Origin of the sequence: Bacillus sp. 123MFChir2, assembly GCF_000383235.1 — a bacterium.
Classification (GTDB): domain Bacteria; phylum Bacillota; class Bacilli; order Bacillales; family Bacillaceae_G; genus Bacillus_A.
The window spans coordinates 1-21364 of sequence record NZ_KB910927.1; the positions used below are offsets into that span (position 1 = coordinate 1).

A 21364-nucleotide genomic window follows, 5' to 3' on the forward strand; every position below is an offset into this window, starting at 1 on the left:
ACTGGGCCTCAAGGACCTCAGGGTTTACAAGGTGTTACGGGCTCTACTGGAGACACGGGACCTCAAGGACCTCAGGGTTTACAAGGTGTTACGGGGGCTACTGGGGACACTGGGCCTCAAGGTGTCACGGGCTCAAGTGCTATAATTCCTTATGCATCAGGATCACCTGCTACGTTAGTTACTGTTTTAGGTGGATTAACGAACACAGGCACTATACTTGGATTTGGAAACTCGTTTGCTGGTGTTAATGTAGCCGGTGCAACAATAACTTTAGCACCTGGAAGTGTTTTAGACTTTGCATTCGTTATGCCTCGCGCTGGAACAATCACATCATTATCTGGTTTCTTTAGCGCTACAGCAGCATTAAGCTTATTATTAAGTCCTGTAAACGTTCAAATGCAAATATATGTTGCCCCTGCAGCCAGCAATACTTTTAGTCCAGTAGGTGCCCCTTTATCATTCTCATCCTTCTCTCTACTTTCTATTGGTGATACCTTTGCTAATATTCAAGCTCAATCAATATCCGTATCTGCACAAGATAAAGTTTTACTAGTTGTCTCTACAAACACACAAAGTGCTAGTCTTGCTACTACTATCGCTGGCTTTGCAAGCGCAGGTATAACGATTAACTAACTCTAATATAAATAGAATTCTTTGTAAAAGGTGAATTCAAACGGTAAAAGTTCTATCCTTAGAACTCTTACCGTTTTTTATTAATTTTAAGGTAAATAAAAAACTCCTTAATTCGCATATTAAAAATACGAATTAAGGAGTTCCTATATATAAATACAAGTTGATTTTTTAACATATGAGTCGCTGCTATGCAGAACAAAACATGGCCGCTACTTGCTTTCTACCTTTGTTTTAAACTTTGCACGTGGCAGGAAAAGGAACTGACCGCTTCTATGCATGGCCAGTTGCTCTTGATCTCTCCTAAAAAAAGTGGTTTTTATGTCATTTTTTTAATTTGTATTTATATATGTCCTGTCTTCCGAAAAATCATTTCTATTTTCTTCTTATAGAAAAACATATACCTTATCCTAAAATATGATAACCAGAATCCACATGAATATTCTCGCCAGTCACACCACTTGCTAGGTCACTGAATAAGAATAACGCTGTGTTTCCTACTTCTTCTTGTGTTACGTTACGACGCATTGGCGCACGTTCTTCAATTTGTTTTAAGATGCTGTTGAAGTCGCCAACACCTTTTGCAGATAATGTACGAATTGGTCCTGCTGAAACAGCGTTAACACGAATGTTATGCTTTCCTAAGTCGTTTGCTAAATATTTTACGCTTGCTTCTAATGATGCTTTAGCAACGCCCATTACGTTGTAGTTTGATACAACGCGCTCACCGCCAAGGTACGTTAATGTAACAATGCTTCCGCCCTCTGTCATTACTTCTTTTGCTGCTTTTGATACAGCTGTTAAAGAGAATGAGCTAATATTTTGCGCTAATAAGAAACCATTACGAGATGTATCAACGAACTCACCTTTTAAATCATCGCGGTCTGCGAATGCAATACAGTGAGCTAGTCCATGAATAACACCAACCTCTTCCTTAATTGTTTGGAAGCAGTTTACGATATCTTCATCATTTGTTACATCACATGGTAATACAAGTGATTTTTGTCCTTCTAACGATTCTGCTAAATCACGTACATTCTTTTCTAAGCGTTCACCAGCATATGTGAAAATTAAGTTTGCTCCTGCGCTATGTAATGAACGAGCAATTCCCCAAGCGATGCTTCGTTGGTTTGCAACACCCATTACAACAATATTTTTTCCTTTTACATTGAGAAGATCCATATATTTATCCTCCTATTTTTAAAATAACAGTAGTTGTTAGTACCTGATACTATTTTCATAATATCATAAATAATCAAGAAGGCAAAATAAAAAATCATTGTCCATTTCAATGATTTTTTATTTTGCCTATAGAAATACCTAAAACTCTATGAGCCCATACGGATAAAATTCATAATATGTGATCGCTTCAAGCGCTACTTGAACCGGTCTCCCTTCTTGATCTAATATGTGAAATGAGCCACCATGTTTCTCCTGAATTTCTTGTAATAGTCTAAAAAACAGATCTTTATCTTCCCCAAGCATAACGACATTCCACTCAAATACAATTCGTTTTATTTTCTTTTGTTTAATTAGCTCCATCATTCCTAAAAAGGCGTGATACTCTCCGCCTTCAATATCTATTTTTAATACATCAATTTGCGGGATATCCCGTAATTGCTGATCAAGTGTAACGCCCTCTACATCAATTATTGTATAATCCTCTACACGATTTTCATTTTCGGGCCTAACATGTGTAGAAGAATCACCGTGAAATTTATTCGAAGAACGAAAACTTAATGTTTTTTCTTCTGAATACACCGCTTTGTTATACAGCTTCGTTTGTGTCGTAGTCCAATTCATCGCAATGTTATCTTGCAGTATTTCATAAACAGTAGGATTTGCCTCATATCCGATAACTTTTCCGTGTGTTCCAACTAAGTAACCAGCTAATACGGTAAAATAGCCGACATTCGCTCCAATATCCACAATTGTATTGCCTGGTTTCACTTCTTGAATAAAAAATTTTGTGAGTAAAGGTTCAATTGCCCCTGTCGTAACTAAAGAAGGCATTAAACTAAGGTCTTTAGATGAAATCATTAAAAAGCCGCAATAACTCATTTTAATTAACATCTTGTCATCCCCGATATATGTACCAAACATATCATTCAATCTCCCCTTCCACTCACCTTTTCACACACAAAACGTTATCAATACGAGTAAGACGCCACTTTTCGTATATATTTTTCTAGCAATTCCATTTTTGCTTTATAAGCAAATTGGCCGGCTGTTTCCAACCCTTTATCAATAATGCTCTCCCTCATCGCTTTATTTGTGAGTACCTCAATTATGCCACTTCCTAAACCTTCTATATCGCGCGGTTCATATAGCAACGCATTGTCGAGATGTTTTGCATACATCTCTACTCCTCCGCACTTCGTACAAACAACAGGCGTTCCTGAAGCCATTGCTTCTAGCGGCGGCAGTCCAAACCCTTCATAGTAGGAAGGAAATAGCAATACATCTGCTTCTCTAAATTGTTTCGCAAGCTCGGTTCGACCTGGATTCATCACATATTCAATCGAAAATAACGAGGACTTCAAATCCATATAATACGGCATTACCCATTTCACTTGAAAAGAGATTCCTTTACGCTGCACATATTCAAGCGCTTGTATTGCAATTTGCGATCCTTTAAATTTCAAATACGGATTACCGACAACTAAAACGGTATTTCCGTTTTTCTCTTTTTTAGTTGGATAAAATGTAGTCAAATCAATTCCATTAGTGATCACAGGAGCTTTTCGATCAAATTTTCCCCGTAAAACGTGTGCGACAAAATCAGATACAGCAAATAAAAATATATTACTCCGATAACTTGTATGCATACGCGTTCGAATCGCTGTCACATCAGACGTAGAAAAAGGCATATCTCCAAATAAACATTCATGGCCTTGTTCCCAATATAAAGTTGGTAACATCGCATATTGAAGTTCTGCAATTTGCTGCCACCAACCTGCGACAACTACATCTGATCCCTTTACGTACGGAATGTAAGATTCATTCCAAGGAATATGAATCTCTTTATCTATTTCAATCTGCATATGCTCATGAAATATGGAGCTATCCGGATCGTTAGAACGAAGAATTGCTTGCACAGTATGACCTCTTTTTTTCAACCATTCCATTTGACTAATTAACATCTTTAATCCGCCCGTAAGATTTTTATGCGGCAATACATACGTGATACAGAGCTTCTTTTCTTGCTGTTCTATCTTCTTTGTTATGTACCGATCTAATTCTATTCCTTTATTCTCTCTCGTTCTTTTAGGATATAGTTTTATAATTTGCGATCCATTTCCGCCTATCGGTAACTCTTTACAAGAGAAATCAAAATCTTGAAAATCCATAATTGTCCATCTGCTTTTATGTATTTCAAAAGAATTTCCTTTATATGCAAGTTGTTGTGAAGGATAGGTAGGTGTTGAGACAACTAGCGCTTTATTTGTATGATGAAGTAATTGTTTTAATAGATGTATTCCTTCCTCTTTCGTAAAATGTTGGATAACATCGGCAAGTAAAATCACATCATATTCTTTCAAATCGTCTATTTTCCGAAAAATATTATCATAATACATATGATTATATATATGTTCATGAATCGGATTTCTATAATCTGCAAATACTTCAATACCATCAATTACAACTTGCCATTCCTGTTTATGATATCTCTCATACGGTACATCCAATACTTCTCTTAGAAGTAACCCGTACTTTCCAAATCCTGCTCCAACATCTAAAATTGACATAGGTTCTTCTACGATAATATGCTCTAATATATCTGGAATTGCTTGATAAAAAGAACTCGGCACCGTAGTCCCCCCTTTTTGTATGAATCCATTATGTCTATGTCATTCTATTCGTAATATAATCCCTATATGTCTTAGATTTCTTTCTCTTTTATACACAAATTATCTTTTAAAGTTTACACACCCTCACAAATCCCATTATTTTGTACCCCCCATCTGACATTCCTCTCCCTAAATGTAAACAACGTATTTGCAAACACAAAAAAATCAGATAAGATGGTAATAGTGTCTTTTTTAATAACAATGAGTAATAGAAAGGAATACAGTACGGTGAAAGATAAAAATTCTCAATATCAAATAGATTACGTTTTAATTCTAATTGTACTAGCAATCGCTATAGTAAGTTGCTTTGCCATCGCAAGTGCGCAACCTTCCTTGCCGCCAAAATTCCAAAAGGTTAACTTCGTTGCCCAGCAAATTAAATGGTATGTAATTGGTGTGATAGCAATTGTTGCTGTTATGGTAATCGACTTTGATCGTTATAAGCAAATTTGCTGGTATTTATATGGATTTGCAATGGTTCTTCTTCTTGGACTTGAGTTTCATGTTCCAGGCGCAGTAACAACTAAAGGGGCAACCGCTTGGTACTCAATTCCAGGGATTGGTAATTTCCAGCCGTCAGAAATCATGAAACTCTTTTTAATTCTCGTTGTTGGCCGTCTGATTGTAGACCATAACGAGAAATATGTAGTTCGAACACCGCACGAAGATTTGCTCTTACTTGGAAAAATATTTGCCGCAAGTTTACCACCGCTATTATTAATTGCAAAAGAACCAGATTTAGGGAATACGATGGTAATTTCAGCAATGCTTGCCGCAATGATTTTAGTATCCGGAGTTCGCTGGCGCTTTATTTTCGGTTTAGCTGGCATTGTCGTTGGAGTTGGTGCAATCCTTGTATATATTTACTTTGCACACACGGCATTCTTTAAAGCACATATTTTACAAGAATACCAATTAGATCGTTTCTATGGTTGGTTAGCACCTTATGAATACCCAACGCAAGGTTATCAGTTAACCCAAGCTCTTTTAGCAACCGGATCAGGTGAATTGTACGGCAAAGGTTGGGACGGTGGACAAGTATACTTCCCTGAACCTCATACAGACTTTATTTTTACAAATATCGCTGAGAAGTTCGGATTTTTAGGAGGAAGCGTCGTTATTTCACTATACTTCCTACTGATTTATCGTATGATTCACATTGCATTAGAAAGTAACGATCCATACGGCAGTTATATATGTGCCGGAACAATCGGGATGTTTACATTCCAAGTATTCCAAAATATCGGTATGACAATTGGACTACTTCCAATTACCGGTATTACATTACCGCTTTTAAGCTACGGTGGTAGTTCCTTGCTCACCTATATGATTGCGATTGGCTTCATTCTGAACGTACAATCGCGAACGAAAAAATTTATGTTTGATTAAACCATATCCGAGTGGATATGGTTTTTTTCTTACCTTCTTAGCGGTATACTAATCAAAAAAGAGGAGGTGATCTCATATGAAATATGATGTTATTGGCGATATTCACGGCTGTTTAGAGGAATTTTCATCATTAACAGAACAGCTTGGTTATACTTGGGATAGCGGATTACCTGTTCATCCGCAAAAACGACAGCTTGCTTTCGTAGGCGATATTACAGATCGCGGTCCTCATTCTTTGCGAATGATTGAAATTGTATGGGAGCTTGTCATACATAAAAAAGAAGCATATTATGCCCCGGGGAATCATTGTAATAAATTATATCGCTACTTTCTTGGGCGTAAAGTACAAGTAACACACGGCCTAGAAACAACTGTTGCAGAATACGAGGCATTAAACACACGCGATCAAAAGATGATCCAGAAAAAGTTTATTGACCTTTACGAACAATCACCGCTCTATCACGTACTAGATAACGGAAAACTCGTTGTCTGTCACGCCGGTATTCGCCAAGATTATATTGGAAGAAACGATAAGAAAGTGCAAACTTTCGTTTTATATGGAGATATTACTGGGGAAAAGCATCCTGACGGCTCTCCTGTTCGCCGTGACTGGGCGAAACATTATACTGGGGAGTCTTGGATTATATATGGGCATACACCTGTACAAGAGCCACGCTTCGTCAATCATACTGTGAATATCGATACTGGATCTGTATTTGGCGGGAAATTAACTGGACTTCGTTATCCAGAAATGGAGACCGTTTCAGTACCTTCTTCGATGCCGTTTGTACCTGAGAAATTTCGCTCTATTGACTAAAAAAAGCTGATGGAACCCTTATTCCATCAGCTTTCTCATATCTTCAGGCAACTCCGCATGAAATGTGAGCTGCTTTTCTAATATCGGGTGATAAAATGTTAAGCTTGTGCTATGCAGGGCTTGTCTTTTTATTTCATCCGTTTTCCCGCCGTACAAATCATCACCAAGTAACGCATGACCAAGGTGCGCCATATGTACTCTAATTTGATGCGTACGCCCTGTTTCTAATTGAAGTGCGACATGCGTTTTATTTTCCCATCTTTTTTTCGCATGAAAATGAGTTACAGCCCGCTGTCCATCCCCGCGCACGATGCGCTCAATAATACTATCATCTTTTCGTGCAATTGGAGCATCAATTATTCCGCTATCCTCTGCTATCATTCCATGAACAATCGCTTCGTATGTTCTTTTCACTTGTTTTTGCTGATGTTGCTTCGATAACAAATGGTGAATAAAACGATTTTTAGCAATTAACATTAAACCGGATGTATCCCGGTCAAGCCTAGTAACGATATGTACGGTACTGGCAAGATTTTGCTGATCATAATAATGCAAAAGAGCATTTGCTACACTTCCGCTTGGATGCTCTCTTGACGGAATTGTTGACATATAAGGCCGTTTATTAATAACAAGGACCGATTCATCTTCATACACAACGGAAAGAGGGATATTCTCACTTAGCATCCCTTCACTTCTTTGTTCAGGTGGGAAACATACTGCTAACTTTTCACCTTCTTGCAAAACATGACGCACATTTACATGATGTTCATTCACTTCAATCGCACCGCCATGAAACTTTATATCAGTTAACGCTGCTTTTGAAATACCTTTCGCTTTCAAAAATTCTCGAATCAGCATTCCTTCATCAGCTTTTGTTATACACCACGTTAACGTAAATCTTCTCATCTTCTAACCCTCTCTAATGGTGTGTTCACAATGCAAAAACGCCCGTATGAACCTGATTAGCCGATCTAAGAGGTCCTGACCGCTTCTATGCATGGTCAGACGCTCTCGATCCCCCAAAAAAATAATGGGGGCTTTGTGTCGTTTTTTCAATTTATATTAATATAGCAGCGGGAAAAGAACCCGCTGCTATAAGTTTTCCCTTACTGATCCGCGACAAATGAATCGCGCACTCGCTTCCAGAATGGGAATGGGCGAAACCTAACAAATCGAACTCTTTGATCTGCCACTCGGTATTGAATCGATTTGACATCTTGATGCACCATCGATAAATGATCAATTGTAATTTGCAAATTCATTCCGGTAACTGGTCTTAACACACATGTATGATGCTTCGGTAATACGAGCGGAGAACCAACTGTACGGAAAACACGATTATTAATAGACGCCATTTCCGTAATTTGAATTGCTTCCAAAGACGGGTGAATAATTGCACCACCCAGAGCTTTATTATATGCCGTACTACCAGAAGGTGTTGAAATACAGAGACCATCGCCGCGGAATGTTTCAAAATATTCACCGCGAATTTCTACATCCATAACAAGCGTTCCTTCACTGCTTTTTACTGTTGCTTCATTTAGCGCTAAATATTGCGATTCTTTATTCCCATTCATATAACGAATAATGACCTCTAATAATGGATATTCAACAACTTGAAAAGGCGTTTTCGCAATCGCAATGACAAGCTTCTCAACTTCTGTCGGTAACCAATCTGCATAAAACCCTAAATGCCCGGTATGCACCCCGACAAATGCTGTTTTATCTAACCGATTCTGGTAGCGATGAAACGCATGCAGCAGCGTTCCATCTCCCCCAACGGAAATTACAATATCTGGCTCATTTTCATCCATTGTAAATTTAAAATCACATAAGTACTCTATCATCGTACTCATAAGCGCATTTGATGATTGATCTCCCTTTGACATAATTGCAAACTTCATCGCCCAACACCCTTTAGTTTATTATTCTGTTTCCTTCGATTCTTTCTTGCGTGAAAAAATCTTTTGTGCTTCTTTAATTTCAAGACGAATCGAAGACATCTCTTCGTCTAATAAGTAAGCTGCTTCAGCTGCGCGCTGCAAACGCACTTTAATATCTTCTGGAAATCGTCCACGATATTTATAATTTAAAGAATGCTCGATTGTTGCCCAAAAATTCATTGCTAACGTGCGAATTTGAATTTCAACTAACACTTTTTCCTCTCCGCCAATCGTTTGCACAGGATAACTAATAACAACGTGATAGGAGCGATATCCACTTTCTTTCTTTTGCGTCACGTAATCGCGTTCTTCTACAATTTCAAAATCGTTACGTTTACGTAAAAACTCCATAACCGGCTTAATATCATCAACAAATTGACACATCATCCGAAGCCCCGCAATGTCTTGCATCTCTTCTTGCAAACGACTGAGCGGAATGTTTCGTTTTTCTGCTTTATCAATAATACTTGCAACAGATTTGACTCTACCTGTTACAAACTCAATCGGCGAATGTTCGGCCAACATTTCAAACTGAGAACGCATTCCTTTTAATTTTACTTTCAATTCTCCTACTGCTTGATGATAAGGAGCCAAAAATTCTTCCCAATTTCGATCCAATGTAACCACCACCAAAACAAATCAGTTTCTTTTCCCCGCTGAAAGCATCCCTTTACAGAAACACTCTTTCTACTTCATTTACGAGTTCCTCACCGTAATTTGCATTTCCTTCAATATTTCCAATCAAATACTCTAATTCTTCTTTCATTTGTTCTAACTCAATTTCAACGTCTTGAATACGAACAAACATCGTTTTATCGCCCTTCATCGCCTGTTTCACTTCTTCCCAACACGTATGCGGGATGCTTACGTAAATAAAGGCTGTTTCATTCTCTAAAATATATAAAAATGATAAATTATCTGAATCCACAAGTACATGGCTACGTGCTTTTAATCCTTCTGCACATAACTCTGTATTTTCCGCACAAAAAATAAGAGCATTCTCTCTATGTTCTACGCTCTTAACTTGAATTTTATTTTGCATACTTTAACTCCTCCATAATCATACTTCCTGTCATAATCAACACTTTCATTGTAACATAACATACACTGAAACAAATAAAACATTGATTGAAATTTAAGAAAAAGCGATAATGAGTAACAGATATTTCATAAAAGGAGCGTACGTATGAAACAAGAAATTGAAATTGAGTTTAAAAATATAGTTACAAAAGAGGAATTTCATTCTTTATGCCATGCATTTTCCATTACAGCATTTGCAAAACAAGTGAATCATTATTTCGAAACACCAGCATTTTCATTAAAAAACGCCGGCGCCGCCCTTCGCATTCGTTATAAAAACAATACATATACGCTAACACTAAAACAGCCCGCAGAAATCGGCTTGTTAGAGACACATCAAACTTTAACTGAAGAAGAAGCACATAGAATGATGGAAACAAATACATTAATCAACGGTGCCGTTTTTAAGCAATTAGAAAACCTACAAATTCCTGTTTCTTCATTACAGTATATGGGCAGCTTAACAACAGAACGAGCAGAAACAACATTTGAAGTTGGTACACTCGTATTCGATCATAGTTTTTATTACGAGCATGATGATTATGAAATCGAATATGAAGTAAGCGATGAGCAAGCTGGACAAGCAGCATTTTCTTCTTTCTTAAAGGAGCATAATATTCCAATTAGGCCTACAAAAAATAAGGTACAACGCTTTTTTCTTGCCAAAGAGCAAAAAGAACAATAAACTAGCAAAGGATTGATTGAGAGCTATTTATTTGCTCTTCATAACAATCCGTTGCTACAATAAAGTGAAACTTCCTTTTGTGAGGTGCTTTTCCTCACAAAAGGTTAGTTGAACCAATCGGGCTCAAACGGACAGTTTTCATCTTGGAACACTTGAAGATACTGTCCGTTTGAGCGGGGTAAAGTGAAACTTCCACTTGTGAGACGCTTTTCCTCACAAGTGGTTAGCCCTCACCAATTGGGCCTTACATTATCTCTTGCCTATCTCTTTGTCTTACTACAAACAATAGCGAGGATAGATATATATTTGATGGAAAAAGGAGTTACAAGGATGAACAAGCAACCAACGACACCATTTGAAGCAATTGGCGGTAAACAAGGCATTGCAAAATTAGTCGATACATTTTATTCCTATGTCAGTAAACACCCTGACTTATCTCCCATCTTCCCAGACGATTTAACAGAAACTGCTAGGAAGCAAAAACAATTTTTAACGCAATATTTAGGTGGACCGAGCCTTTATACAGAAGAGCACGGTCATCCAATGCTACGCGCTCGTCATCTACCATTCGAAATTACACCAAAGCGGGCAAAAGCCTGGCTCTCATGTATGGAGCAAGCGATGGATGATACTGATGTACATGGACCGATTCGTGACTTTGTATTCGAGCGTTTAACATTAACTGCACAGCATATGGTTAATACTCCTGAAACAGGTGACGCTTAATGGATAAACAGGAAACAAAATATACTGTACCAAGCTCTCCTTCAAAATGTGAGCCGAAGTCTGTAGAAGCCTATTTATTTATTGATCCACTCTGCAAAGATTGTTGGGAAATTGAGCCATTAATGATTAAATTATGGCTCGAATATGGAGAATACTTTTCACTCCGTCACATCGTTACTGGTAAAGTAGAAGGGGCTATTTCCCCATCACACAAATGGAATAAACCTGCTAATATTCGATTTGTGTGGGAGAAAACAACAAGTTTACAAGGGTTTTCTTGCGATGGAAAAGTATTTACGCATGGCGGCGCATCAACTCCGTATATCACTTCAATTGCAATTAAAGCAGCAGAATTACAAGGTCGAAAAGCAGGTTCGAAATTTTTACGGAAACTACAAGAGTCTATTTTACTTGAAAATATAGCGAAACCAACCATAGACACGCTGCTCACATGTGCAATGCAAAGTGGAATTGATGCGGAAGAATTCAAACAAGATATATATTCTGTAAGTGCAGCAAAAGCATTTCAATGTGATTTGAAATTTACAAATGAAATGCACATTACAGAAATTCCTTCTCTCGTGTTCTTTCATGCAAATTCAAACGAAGAAGGAATTAAAATTGGCGGTATTTATCATTACGATGTATACGTACAAGTATTAAAAGAAATTGTGAAAGAAGACATCAAGCCGCAGCCGCTTCCTCCTCTAGAACGATTCCTGGAGCATGTTCAGTTTATGTCAACAAAAGAAATTGCTTTTATTTATAATTACTCTGAAAACGAAGCAGAACGAGAAATGAAAAAATTGTTATTAAAGAGGAAAGTGCGCATGATTGATATAAAACGAGAACATTATTGGCAATGGATTATAAAAGAAAACGACCTAGTGTAAACACTAGGTCGTTTTCTTTACGGCTTATAAAAATATTAAAGGGGATGGGAGAAATTTCACGTTCAAACAAAGGGGTATATGTTTGTATGTGAATTCGTTCACGTTTATTATATTACAAGATTCGACGTTAATTGACAACCTTTTTTGTCGAATTTCACATTTCTGTCACATTCTAAACGTTTTCATTTTAGAATACAATGTACAAAGAATCTTTTTAGGAGGGTTTTCATTGAAAAAATCCTATCTTTTATTACTTCTCTGTATTATTTTTTTGTTTTTTTGTTTATACGTTCTCTCATTACTACAAGTGTTTCCGCTTATTTTTTCACTGCCTCTTTTATTTGTAGCAATTCTATTCGCTGTATCTTATTTCAATAACCAAAAGCGTTTTAAAGGATTTTAACAATCAAAAAGAGACCTGCGTTTTTTTTGAAAGTAAGAAATAAACATTATATAGAAAAAAAAGAAAAGGATAGAAAATAAAGAATAAATCTGTATTTTCTATCCTTTTTGTACTACAACCACATTTACCACTACAATATTATATGATTTATTGCGACATATTTTAGTTTCACTAATGATAATGCTGCGTTAAGCTGTTATTTATGATATAAATCGCTCATATATCTGTTTCTCTTTTTGTGAATAAGCCGATAACTATAATCATAATACCGTTAATAGCAAATAGCAAACTATAAGAAATCATTAGCATGGCAGTTCCCCATCCTGCTGGATCAAAAAAACTTACTACAAAACCAGTACTAAAAAAGATAATAGGAGTCAAAAGTACAACGATAATTCCAGACCAAATTCTTTTCTTTTTATTTCTCTCTGCTATTTTGAACACAATAAAATTTGTTATGCTTAAAATACCAATTATAATAAAGATGAACAAAAAGAAAATGAACATTTCCACGTTTGTTAACACCTCCTGTAATTTTATTACACTATTAAAAATATTATTCATTTAAATCTCCCAACATAATTCGCAACCCATTTTTGTTGATTAAAAGCAATATATTGCTCTGCTTAGATTAATTGTTGCACAAGTTCTTTCTTAAATAAATTCATGTACTTCGATTCCACATTCTTTACATTTCATTCTGTATTGATACGTCAGTAGTCGATAGGATTAACTCCAATAATTCACCTCATATAAATTTTAAAATATCCATAATATTTTATTTTGGTTATAAAAAAATGAACGCTGTGGTAAATCTATTTTTTGTTATGGTCGTACATGAGATCATGTAGAGGTCTTCTAAAATAAAAAAGCACACCACTCTCTAATGAGTGGTGTGCGAACAAATTATATAATGTGTAACAGTGTATAAAAATATTGTCTTTATAACTACTGTGATTAAATTTTCTACTTCTCTTCAAATAAAAGTGCTTCTAATTCATTTAATTTCTCTTCAAATACTTGCATTGCTTCCTTGACAGGCTCTGATGACGTCATATCAACACCTGCTTTTTTCAATACTTCAATTGGATAGTCAGAGCTTCCTGCTTTTAAAAACTCATTAATATAACGTTCTACAGCTGGCTCACCTTCTTCTAGAATTTGTTTTGATAAAGCCGTCGCTGCACTGAAGCCCGTTGCATATTGATATACATAATAATTGTAATAGAAATGTGGAATACGGGACCACTCTAAACCAATTTCTTTATCAATCACTAAGCTATCCCCAAAATACTTTTTATTTAGCTCATAGTAAATGTCTGTTAACATATCTGGCGTTACTGCATGACCTTCTTGCACTTTTTGATGAATCACATGTTCAAACTCGGCAAACATTGTTTGACGGAATACCGTACCACGGAATCCTTCTAAATAATGATTTAATAAGTATAGGCGCTTCTTCTTATCATCTGTCGTTTTCAATAAATAATCATTGAGAAGTGCCTCATTACATGTAGACGCTACTTCCGCGACGAAAATCGAATAATCGCCATACACGTAAGGCTGCGTTTTTCTTGTATAGTAACTATGCACAGAATGGCCAAACTCGTGCGCCAGCGTAAATAAATTATTTACATTGTCGTGCCAGTTCATTAATACATACGGATTTGTTCCATAAGCACCAGATGAATAAGCACCGCTTCGCTTCCCTTTATTTTCATATACATCTACCCAGCGATTTTCATACGCTTCTTTTAAAATCTCAACATACTCGTCTCCAAGTACATCTAATGATTGTAAAAGCATATCTTGCGCTTCTTTATATGTGACGTTCATTTTCACTTCTGGTACGAGCGGTGTGTATAAATCATACATGTGCAATTCATCTAATCCAAGTGCTCGCTTTCGAATATCAATGTAACGATGTAATAAATGTAAGTTTTCATTTACTGTTTCCACAAGTTGATCATATACAGACTCTGGAATATTATTATTGCTTAGCGCCGCTTGACGAGCAGAATCATATTTACGAACGTTCGCATAAAAATTATTTCGTTTAACCGCACCATTTAATGTGCTCGCAAATGTATTCTTATACTTTCCATACGTTTCATAAACTGCATGGAACGCATCATGACGAACACGAGGATCATCACTTTCTAAAAATTGAATATAACGTCCGTGCGTCACTTCAACCTCTTCCCCATTTTCATCTTGAATAGATGGGAACTTCAAGTCTGCGTTATTTAGAATACCAAATGTATTACTAGATGCACTCATAACCTCAGAAGCTTGTGCTAATAACGCTTCTTCTGCCTCTGATAATACGTGAGGACGCTGACGCGTAATTTCTTCTAATGCATGCTCGTATACCTTTAGTTCTTTATTTTCTTGTAGAAATGATTGCACTGTCTCTTCTGCAATTGTTAAAATTTCTGGCACAATGTACACCATATTACTTGATACTTGCGAATACAAACTTGTCGCACGGTCATTTAATGCTTGATAAGCTGAATTTGTTGTATCTTGGTCATAGCGCATATGTGCGTATGTATACAATTTACCAAGACGCATGGATATTTCATCTTCATATTGCAGCGCCTCTAACAATGTATTTGCTGATTCTCCAAGTTTCCCTTTAAATTCCGTCAGCTTTGGTAATAGTTCTTTCACCGCCTGGAATTCAGCTTCCCACTCTGCATCTGTTTGGAAAATATCTTCTAAGCGCCACGTATTATCTACTTCAATTTCACTACGCGCTGGCAGTGCTTTTACTGTTTTTTGTTCAGTCATTTATAAACCCTCCTTATTCCTATCTCCTAGTACAATTCGATTCTTCTTATGTAATTCCTTCTGGGTACCTTTCTATTATATCCGTTTTCCCTCCACTCATGTTGTACTTTGCTTCCATTAGTCTAAGGGCTTCCGTTAAAAAGAAACGATCAAAATTCTGCACTTCTTCTTCTGTTTTAGGAATAATAAAACAGCGTATTTTTCGATATTTGTATACATCTACTTGCTCAATTTCCCCAATTACACATAAAAATTGCATATATTCTCTCACTGCTTGCCGCCAAAATATTTGCGGAAAATATGGCAGCAAGCGTCTCCGGATCCCCTGATGCCGTTCAACATACTGAAAAACAGTATGCAACGAAAAGTATTCTCCTACTGCAAATTTTCCGAGTAACTCAATTAAAATATAAGCTTGCCATATGAAAGAATGCGTACGAAATGCTAAAAGCGATGGTAACGGAACACCTATTTCAGCAGGAAAACAAGAGAGGGATATGCAATTCCCATAAAGAAGCTCTAAAAAAGAGCGCTCACCCTGCTTCCACATATGAATACTATTTGCTCGGAAGCGCTGTTTTTTATTCATCCACTCCTTTTCTAAACGTTCAATGGAAATCGGTGATGTTGTAAGAAGATTTTTGAATGTAGAAATATGAAGAGGAAAATATATTGCATGCGAAAAAACAATAGACGAGGAAAAAGGTAAAAGAAGATTACATTTGAAAAAAGCTTTTGCATCGGGGCAAAAATAGAGGAGATATGGATTGGGGTGATATTGCACACAGCAGGAATGGAAAGAGGAAAGCGCCAGCCAATATGATCCATGACGTTTGAGTTGATTTCCTCCTAAAATCCATAATATTTGAATCCCTTCTTTCCAATACCCTTCCGTTCGTTTTAACAACTGTTCTGCTGATAAACTTGCGCATTGATATTCAATCGCAATTTGCCGATTCCCAACTGCTACAAACAAATCAGGCCGTTGTTGAATCGCTGGTAAATAGTGCTCTATGTTTACCGAACAACCTTGTGACTGAAACCATCTGTATAACTGTTCTTTCCCCCGCAAGTGATACGCCGATTCATTTTCAAATTCAACTTCACAGCTATGTGATTTCTTATGGGCAAAATGCCACTGTTTTTGTTTTCCTAATTTCAACTGTACCTCGAGGTGACAAATGGGACAGAAAAAGCGCTCATTCTTCCGTAACATCATAAGTTCCTTTTCCCTCCATTCATGAAGAAGATGAATCTCTTCTCCATTTTCTCTCTTTGCAACAAACATACAATCACTCCTTTCTTCCGTATGGACTATTCGACAACAACGGGCGGGTTCCTGCCTTAAAGTAGCGGGATACAAAAAGGCTCATTCGCATGAGCCTTTTAAAGTAAAGGAGATAATAAACGATATGTCGATTCTACAATGCGCATCACAAGACGGCGATTATTAAAACGATCCATATGGATTTCATTCGACACCTGCAAATCCTCTTCAAAATCGGTCACAAGTTTGCGAATGCTGTTTGTATCATATAAAAAAGCATTCACCTCAAAATTTAAATGAAAACTTCTCATATCCATATTCGCTGTTCCAATTGACGCTAAATCAGAATCAACAATCACAACTTTGCTGTGTAGAAAACCTTTTTCATATTCATATATTTTAACGCCTGCCTCTAACAATTCTGGAAAATAAGAGCGGGACGCATAAAATACAGTCCTCTTATCAGGTTTACTCGGCATTAACAAGCGAACATCAATACCCGCTAAGGCCGCTACTTTTAATGCTGATAAAATATCATCATCGGGGATAAAATATGGCGTTGCAATCCAAATTGATTTTCGCGCAGAGGCAATCATCGTAAAATATAAATGTTTAATCGTTTCCCACTTATTATCAGGTCCGCCTGCAACGAGCTGTACTCCGCCCTGTTCTTCCTTCTTTACAACATCCACCTGTAAATAATCAGGAGTTAATACCGCTTCCCCCGTCATATAAAACCAATCTTGTAAAAAGATAAGTTGTAAACTTCGCACTGCTTCGCCTCGTAAATATAAATGAGTATCTCGCCAAAAACCAAAATATTTATTTTCTCCTAAATACTCGTCCCCAATGTTCAAACCACCAACAAACCCTTCATTTCCGTCAACAACAATAATTTTCCGGTGATTTCGATAGTTAATTTTATCATTTAAAATTGGAAAACGCACAGGAAAAAACGGGACCATTTCAACACCGGCGTTGTTCAATTCCTCAATATATGCGTTTGAGAGTTTAAAACTCCCTACAGCATCATATAAAAATCGAACAGCCACGCCCTCTTTTGCTTTTTGGATAAGGATGTCCTTAATTTTTGTGCCAATTTTATCATCACGCACAATATAATATTCCATATGAATATGATGCTTTGCCTTTTTCAACCCATCTAAAATTGCTTGAAATGTCTCTTTTCCATTTGTTAATACTTTCGTTTCCGTATGAAAGGAAATATTTAATGCCCCTAGACGATCAGCTAACCGAAATAACAATTCTTGATGCCCATGCTTTTTCAATATACGGTCCTGATCGTACTCATGCCCTTTATACTGTAAAAATGCTTGCTCGTCTAAAAGCGCTTTCTTTTGAAACATTCGTTTCCTTCGAAAATTTTGTCCAAACAGAAGATATGCAAAAAAACCAACTACCGGAAAAATGCCAAGCACCATTAACCAAGTTAATGTTTTCGAAGGATGACGGTTTTCTAAAAAAATGACAAAACCAATTAGAAACCCTGATATTGTAAATAAAATACTTAATATTCCTAAAAATGAAATATCTTTAATGCCGATTACATCTGAATAAAATGTTACATCAATAAAAAGACGTAACGAAATAAATACCGTAAATAAACCAACTAAAAAGAACAATAGCTTCAACGTATTTTTCATATCCGCCCCCCTTACTTACAATCACTGTTCGTATATACACATTTAAAAAGCCGATTTCATTATAAGGAAATCGGCCTACATTCCAGAAGAAAAATGATGACGAATTGTTTCAAGTGCCCTTTCAGCAACAACTTGCTTTCCATATTCACGAACACGGTGAATTGTTAAAGCGGATTCCTCTCCATATTCTAAAATCACGCTTAAAACACGGTCAATCTCCTCTTCATCGTGCACTACCTCATCAAACTCGACATATACATAATAGCGGTCTTCAAATGAATATAATTCATCTTTTATCTCTTCAAATATAAGTCGATGACTTAATGAAATCACATGCTCAAAGTCGTCAAATTTAATTAAAAAACCAAATGTACCATCTTCGTTAAAGATAGCTCCTGCTTCTTCTTCTAATTCCTGCTCAAATAACGATTCAATTCGTTCATCTAAAGGAATATCGATTATCTTATCAAGGCCAATTGGTAATTCTAATTTTTGTCCGTCTTTCGAAAGCTGCGCTTTCGTTACAAGTACCTCAATCCCCTTTTCAAGCGCCTGCACTTGAATCCAAAGCGGCCCATCTATAAAAAAGTCATCATGGTCACGCACTTCATCCATCATTTCCCAAAATAATTGTTCACTTTTATCGCGATTATACCAAATGTCTTCACGATTAAATCCGCGGTCTTCTATATCAATGTACGAGATATAAAATTTCATCGTATGATCATTAACTCTTTCAATATCCATAATGCACCTCTCCCTTCCTATTTGGAATGGTTATGAAGGGACTCCCCAATCATATTACAAAGAAAGTTAGAATCTTGTACTCTCATTTTATGATAAGATGCGCCAGAATGGAAATAAAATCACCTTATTTGCCAAAAAAACAGTCATTTACCTAATTTCTCATTCAATATATACGTACAAATTGAAAAAACCGCCTTTTTTTAGTTATGCGAGCGCTTCTGGCCATGCATAGGAGCGGGCAGGACGTATATTGTCTTCATAGTAGCAACTCGTTGAAAAATTAAATGAGATTCCCCTCTTCTTATTTCAGAAAAAATATTGGACATGCTTTCGCTGGAAATGATTGTCCTATATTCTTTTTTCCTGCATATGATGTAAACGAAACAAGCTTACGATACATAAAGCAACTCCTTCTCTTACATATGACGCAAATGAAAATAAATCCGCTCCTGATAGATGATTTTTCTTCCTATTGGGACTGAGTAAATGGAGGCAAATTGAATGGATTTAGACTTTCTCACATCCATCTTTATCATCGTTGGTATCGATGTTGTATTAGGCGGCGATAACGCCATTGTCATTGCACTCGCTAGTCGAAACTTATCAGAAGCAGAACGAAATAAAGCAATTATTTTAGGAACTGGTTTAGCCATCATATTACGTATCCTACTCACAGTAATGGCTGTTTACTTGCTTAATATTCCCTTTTTACAATTAGTAGGCGGCATTTTACTTACTTTCATTGCAATTAATCTTCTTACAGATAACAGTCATAATCTTTCTAGTATTAAGGCAAAAACAACATTATTCCAAGCTGTACGAACAATCGTTTTTGCAGATCTTGTTATGGGATTTGATAATGTACTGGCAATCGCAGGAGCTTCTCATGGAAATATTACATTAGTTATTATCGGATTACTCATTTCTATTCCTATTATTATTTGGGGAAGTAAACTTATTTTAATATGCATGGAAAAATTCCCTTTTCTCGTTTATATCGGTGCTGCCATCTTAGCTTACACAGCAGGTCGCATGGTAATGCATGAAGAAAATCTTCAATCATTTTTCGAGACAAAACCAATTTTCACAGCAAGCATTCCTTTTCTTTTTATGATTACAGTGCTACTAGTTGGGATTGTTGTAAACCAAGTAAAACTGCGGAATACTTGAACTATTTATCGTTAATTATGAGCAGATGTTAGATGTCTGCTATAAATACAAAGAAAAACAGCTTTCTTTGTAGGGGGGCGAGAGTATCTGGCCATGCATAGCAGCGGTCAGGGCCTTTTTCTGCCACGGGCATGATTTAAAACAAAAGGAGAAAGCAAGTAGCGGGTATGCTGTTTTTTCATAGCACCAACTTATAGCGTTGAAAAAACGAAAAGGAACTGATTCGCACATTCTCGCTAAAGCAGGAGTGGGAATTAGTTCCTTTGTCATATTATATTAATTTACAAGGCGCTGTGCTTCTCGCAATTGGAACGTTCTCACTGTTCGTGGTAAGAAACGACGAATTTCATCTTCGTTATAACCAACTTGCAGGCGTTTTTCATCAATGATAATAGGACGACGAAGAATACCTGGGTAATCACGAATAAGCTTATATAAATCTTGAAGAGGTAAAGATTCTAAATTAATATTTAATTCTTGAAAAACTTTAGAACGAGTTGAAATAATCTCATCTGTTCCGCTTTCCGTCATACGTAAAATCTCTTTAATTTCCTCAATCGATAATGGATCAGAGAAAATATTACGTTCTGTATAAGGAATATGGTTTTCCTCTAGCCATAATTTCGCTTTTCTACAAGACGTACAACTTGGAGAACTATATAGTGTTACCATACATTACTCACTCTCCTTATAAAAGTACAAACTCTGTACTATTTCACATTTTGATAATTATACTCAAACAAATTTTGTATAACTTATAATTACTTATCTAAACATAACGAACTTCTCTAAAAAAATAATTATTTTAAATAAGTAACTTCTATAAATCATTATACAATAGAAACGAACAGAAATATATACTAATTTTTCTTCATAATATACATAAAAGTTACGTAAAAGATGTGTGTTTTGTAAGAAAAATATGTATACAATCAAACGAGGGAACATTTGTTCTTAATTTATTTTAACAAACTACTTTCCCGCTGTCTATACAAATTTTACAAACACAACCTTTTTATCGAACAATTCTTTTTTTTTTGTCTTTTTCAACATACAATAGAAATATACTTATGCAAAGGAGGATTACATATGGGAGCTTTTTTTCTTGATTTTGTAATCGTTGCAGCATTAGTCATTGGGATCACCGCAACTATTGGGATTATTACAAATGGGATTGGCGAAAAATTGTTTGGCCGCAAAGACAAGATGAAATTCGTAAATAAATCTGCTAAAGTGCAAACTGGTTGGAATCAAGTTGGCGGTAAAGGAATTTATAAAAAAAATACGTATTAAAAAAGAAGCAGGA

At 36.3% G+C, this 21364-nt stretch carries 21 protein-coding genes; 8 read left to right on the top strand and 13 right to left on the bottom strand.

All coding sequences use genetic code 11. The features are described from left to right. Positions 1–633, top strand: a 633-nt coding sequence (locus H280_RS0103860; RefSeq protein ID WP_020059796.1) for an exosporium glycoprotein BclB-related protein, incomplete at its 5' end; no start/stop codon positions are given. Positions 634–1035: 402 nt separating this feature from the next. Here the strand turns inward: H280_RS0103860 and fabI are convergent. From fabI to H280_RS0103875, 3 genes are all read right to left on the bottom strand, one after another. Continuing rightward, positions 1036–1812, bottom strand: coding sequence for an enoyl-ACP reductase FabI (gene fabI, locus H280_RS0103865; protein WP_020059797.1), 777 nt, complete (start codon positions 1810–1812; stop codon positions 1036–1038). Positions 1813–1950: 138 nt separating this feature from the next. Further along, the gene (locus H280_RS0103870; protein WP_020059798.1) at positions 1951–2733 is read right to left on the bottom strand and encodes an FkbM family methyltransferase; all 783 of its coding nucleotides are present in this window, start codon (positions 2731–2733) and stop codon (positions 1951–1953) included. Positions 2734–2780: 47 nt separating this feature from the next. After that, on the bottom strand, positions 2781–4442 hold the full coding sequence (locus tag H280_RS0103875; RefSeq protein ID WP_020059799.1) for a glycosyltransferase family 4 protein: 1662 nt from the start codon (positions 4440–4442) through the stop codon (positions 2781–2783). A gap of 267 nt (positions 4443–4709) precedes the next feature. Here H280_RS0103875 and H280_RS0103880 point away from each other — a divergent pair, with 267 nt between their 5' ends. Together H280_RS0103880 and prpE are read left to right on the top strand one after the other, a co-directional pair. Further along, entirely contained in the window at positions 4710–5870 is a 1161-nt protein-coding gene (locus H280_RS0103880) for an FtsW/RodA/SpoVE family cell cycle protein (RefSeq protein WP_020059800.1), read from the top strand. A 76-nt stretch (positions 5871–5946) separates the two neighbouring features. Then, positions 5947–6687, top strand: a complete 741-nt coding sequence (gene prpE / locus H280_RS0103885) for a bis(5'-nucleosyl)-tetraphosphatase PrpE (RefSeq protein ID WP_020059801.1) — start codon at positions 5947–5949, stop codon at positions 6685–6687. An 18-nt stretch (positions 6688–6705) separates the two neighbouring features. Here the strand turns inward: prpE and H280_RS0103890 are convergent, their stop codons facing one another. From H280_RS0103890 to H280_RS0103905, 4 genes are all read right to left on the bottom strand, one after another. Beyond that, positions 6706–7593, bottom strand: a complete 888-nt coding sequence (locus tag H280_RS0103890; protein WP_020059802.1) for an RluA family pseudouridine synthase — start codon at positions 7591–7593, stop codon at positions 6706–6708. A 200-nt stretch (positions 7594–7793) separates the two neighbouring features. After that, positions 7794–8591, bottom strand: a complete 798-nt coding sequence (locus H280_RS0103895) for an NAD kinase (RefSeq protein ID WP_020059803.1) — start codon at positions 8589–8591, stop codon at positions 7794–7796. A gap of 21 nt (positions 8592–8612) precedes the next feature. Then, complete coding sequence (locus H280_RS0103900) at positions 8613–9248, bottom strand: GTP pyrophosphokinase (protein WP_020059804.1); 636 nt, start codon at positions 9246–9248, stop codon at positions 8613–8615. A gap of 52 nt (positions 9249–9300) precedes the next feature. Then, on the bottom strand, positions 9301–9672 hold the full coding sequence (locus H280_RS0103905) for a hypothetical protein (protein WP_020059805.1): 372 nt from the start codon (positions 9670–9672) through the stop codon (positions 9301–9303). A gap of 144 nt (positions 9673–9816) precedes the next feature. Here H280_RS0103905 and H280_RS0103910 point away from each other — a divergent pair, with 144 nt between their 5' ends. From H280_RS0103910 to H280_RS0103920, 3 genes are all read left to right on the top strand, one after another. After that, complete coding sequence (locus tag H280_RS0103910; protein ID WP_020059806.1) at positions 9817–10395, top strand: CYTH domain-containing protein; 579 nt, start codon at positions 9817–9819, stop codon at positions 10393–10395. 330 nt (positions 10396–10725) lie between these two features. Next, on the top strand, positions 10726–11121 hold the full coding sequence (locus H280_RS0103915; protein WP_020059807.1) for a globin domain-containing protein: 396 nt from the start codon (positions 10726–10728) through the stop codon (positions 11119–11121). Then, positions 11121–12014, top strand: a complete 894-nt coding sequence (locus H280_RS0103920; RefSeq protein ID WP_020059808.1) for a ClpXP adapter SpxH family protein — start codon at positions 11121–11123, stop codon at positions 12012–12014. The genes H280_RS0103915 and H280_RS0103920 overlap by 1 nt, the downstream gene beginning before the upstream one ends. 619 nt (positions 12015–12633) lie before the next feature. Here H280_RS0103920 and H280_RS0103930 read toward each other — a convergent pair. The 5 genes from H280_RS0103930 to mecA all read right to left on the bottom strand — a co-directional run bounded on the left by H280_RS0103930 (position 12634) and on the right by mecA (position 18888). Further along, a complete protein-coding gene (locus H280_RS0103930) occupies positions 12634–12930 on the bottom strand; it encodes a hypothetical protein (protein WP_155894960.1) in 297 nt (98 codons plus the stop codon). Between the two features lie 453 nt (positions 12931–13383). Next, on the bottom strand, positions 13384–15210 hold the full coding sequence (gene pepF, locus H280_RS0103935; RefSeq protein ID WP_020059811.1) for an oligoendopeptidase F: 1827 nt from the start codon (positions 15208–15210) through the stop codon (positions 13384–13386). A gap of 46 nt (positions 15211–15256) precedes the next feature. Continuing rightward, positions 15257–16498, bottom strand: coding sequence for a competence protein CoiA (locus H280_RS0103940; RefSeq protein WP_020059812.1), 1242 nt, complete (start codon positions 16496–16498; stop codon positions 15257–15259). Positions 16499–16596: 98 nt separating this feature from the next. Then, on the bottom strand, positions 16597–18141 hold the full coding sequence (gene cls / locus H280_RS0103945; RefSeq protein WP_020059813.1) for a cardiolipin synthase: 1545 nt from the start codon (positions 18139–18141) through the stop codon (positions 16597–16599). Positions 18142–18216: 75 nt separating this feature from the next. Continuing rightward, a complete protein-coding gene (gene mecA, locus H280_RS0103950; RefSeq protein ID WP_020059814.1) occupies positions 18217–18888 on the bottom strand; it encodes an adaptor protein MecA in 672 nt (223 codons plus the stop codon). Between the two features lie 501 nt (positions 18889–19389). On the opposite strand from mecA, the gene H280_RS0103960 reads away from it, so the two are divergent. Then, complete coding sequence (locus H280_RS0103960; protein WP_020059816.1) at positions 19390–20058, top strand: TerC family protein; 669 nt, start codon at positions 19390–19392, stop codon at positions 20056–20058. Positions 20059–20334: 276 nt separating this feature from the next. On the opposite strand, the gene spx is transcribed toward H280_RS0103960, so the two are convergent. Beyond that, a complete protein-coding gene (gene spx, locus H280_RS0103965) occupies positions 20335–20730 on the bottom strand; it encodes a transcriptional regulator Spx (protein WP_020059817.1) in 396 nt (131 codons plus the stop codon). 417 nt (positions 20731–21147) lie between these two features. Between spx and H280_RS0103970 the strand changes: the two genes are divergently transcribed. Then, complete coding sequence (locus H280_RS0103970) at positions 21148–21351, top strand: hypothetical protein (RefSeq protein ID WP_020059818.1); 204 nt, start codon at positions 21148–21150, stop codon at positions 21349–21351. The last annotated feature ends 13 nt before the right edge of the window (positions 21352–21364 follow it).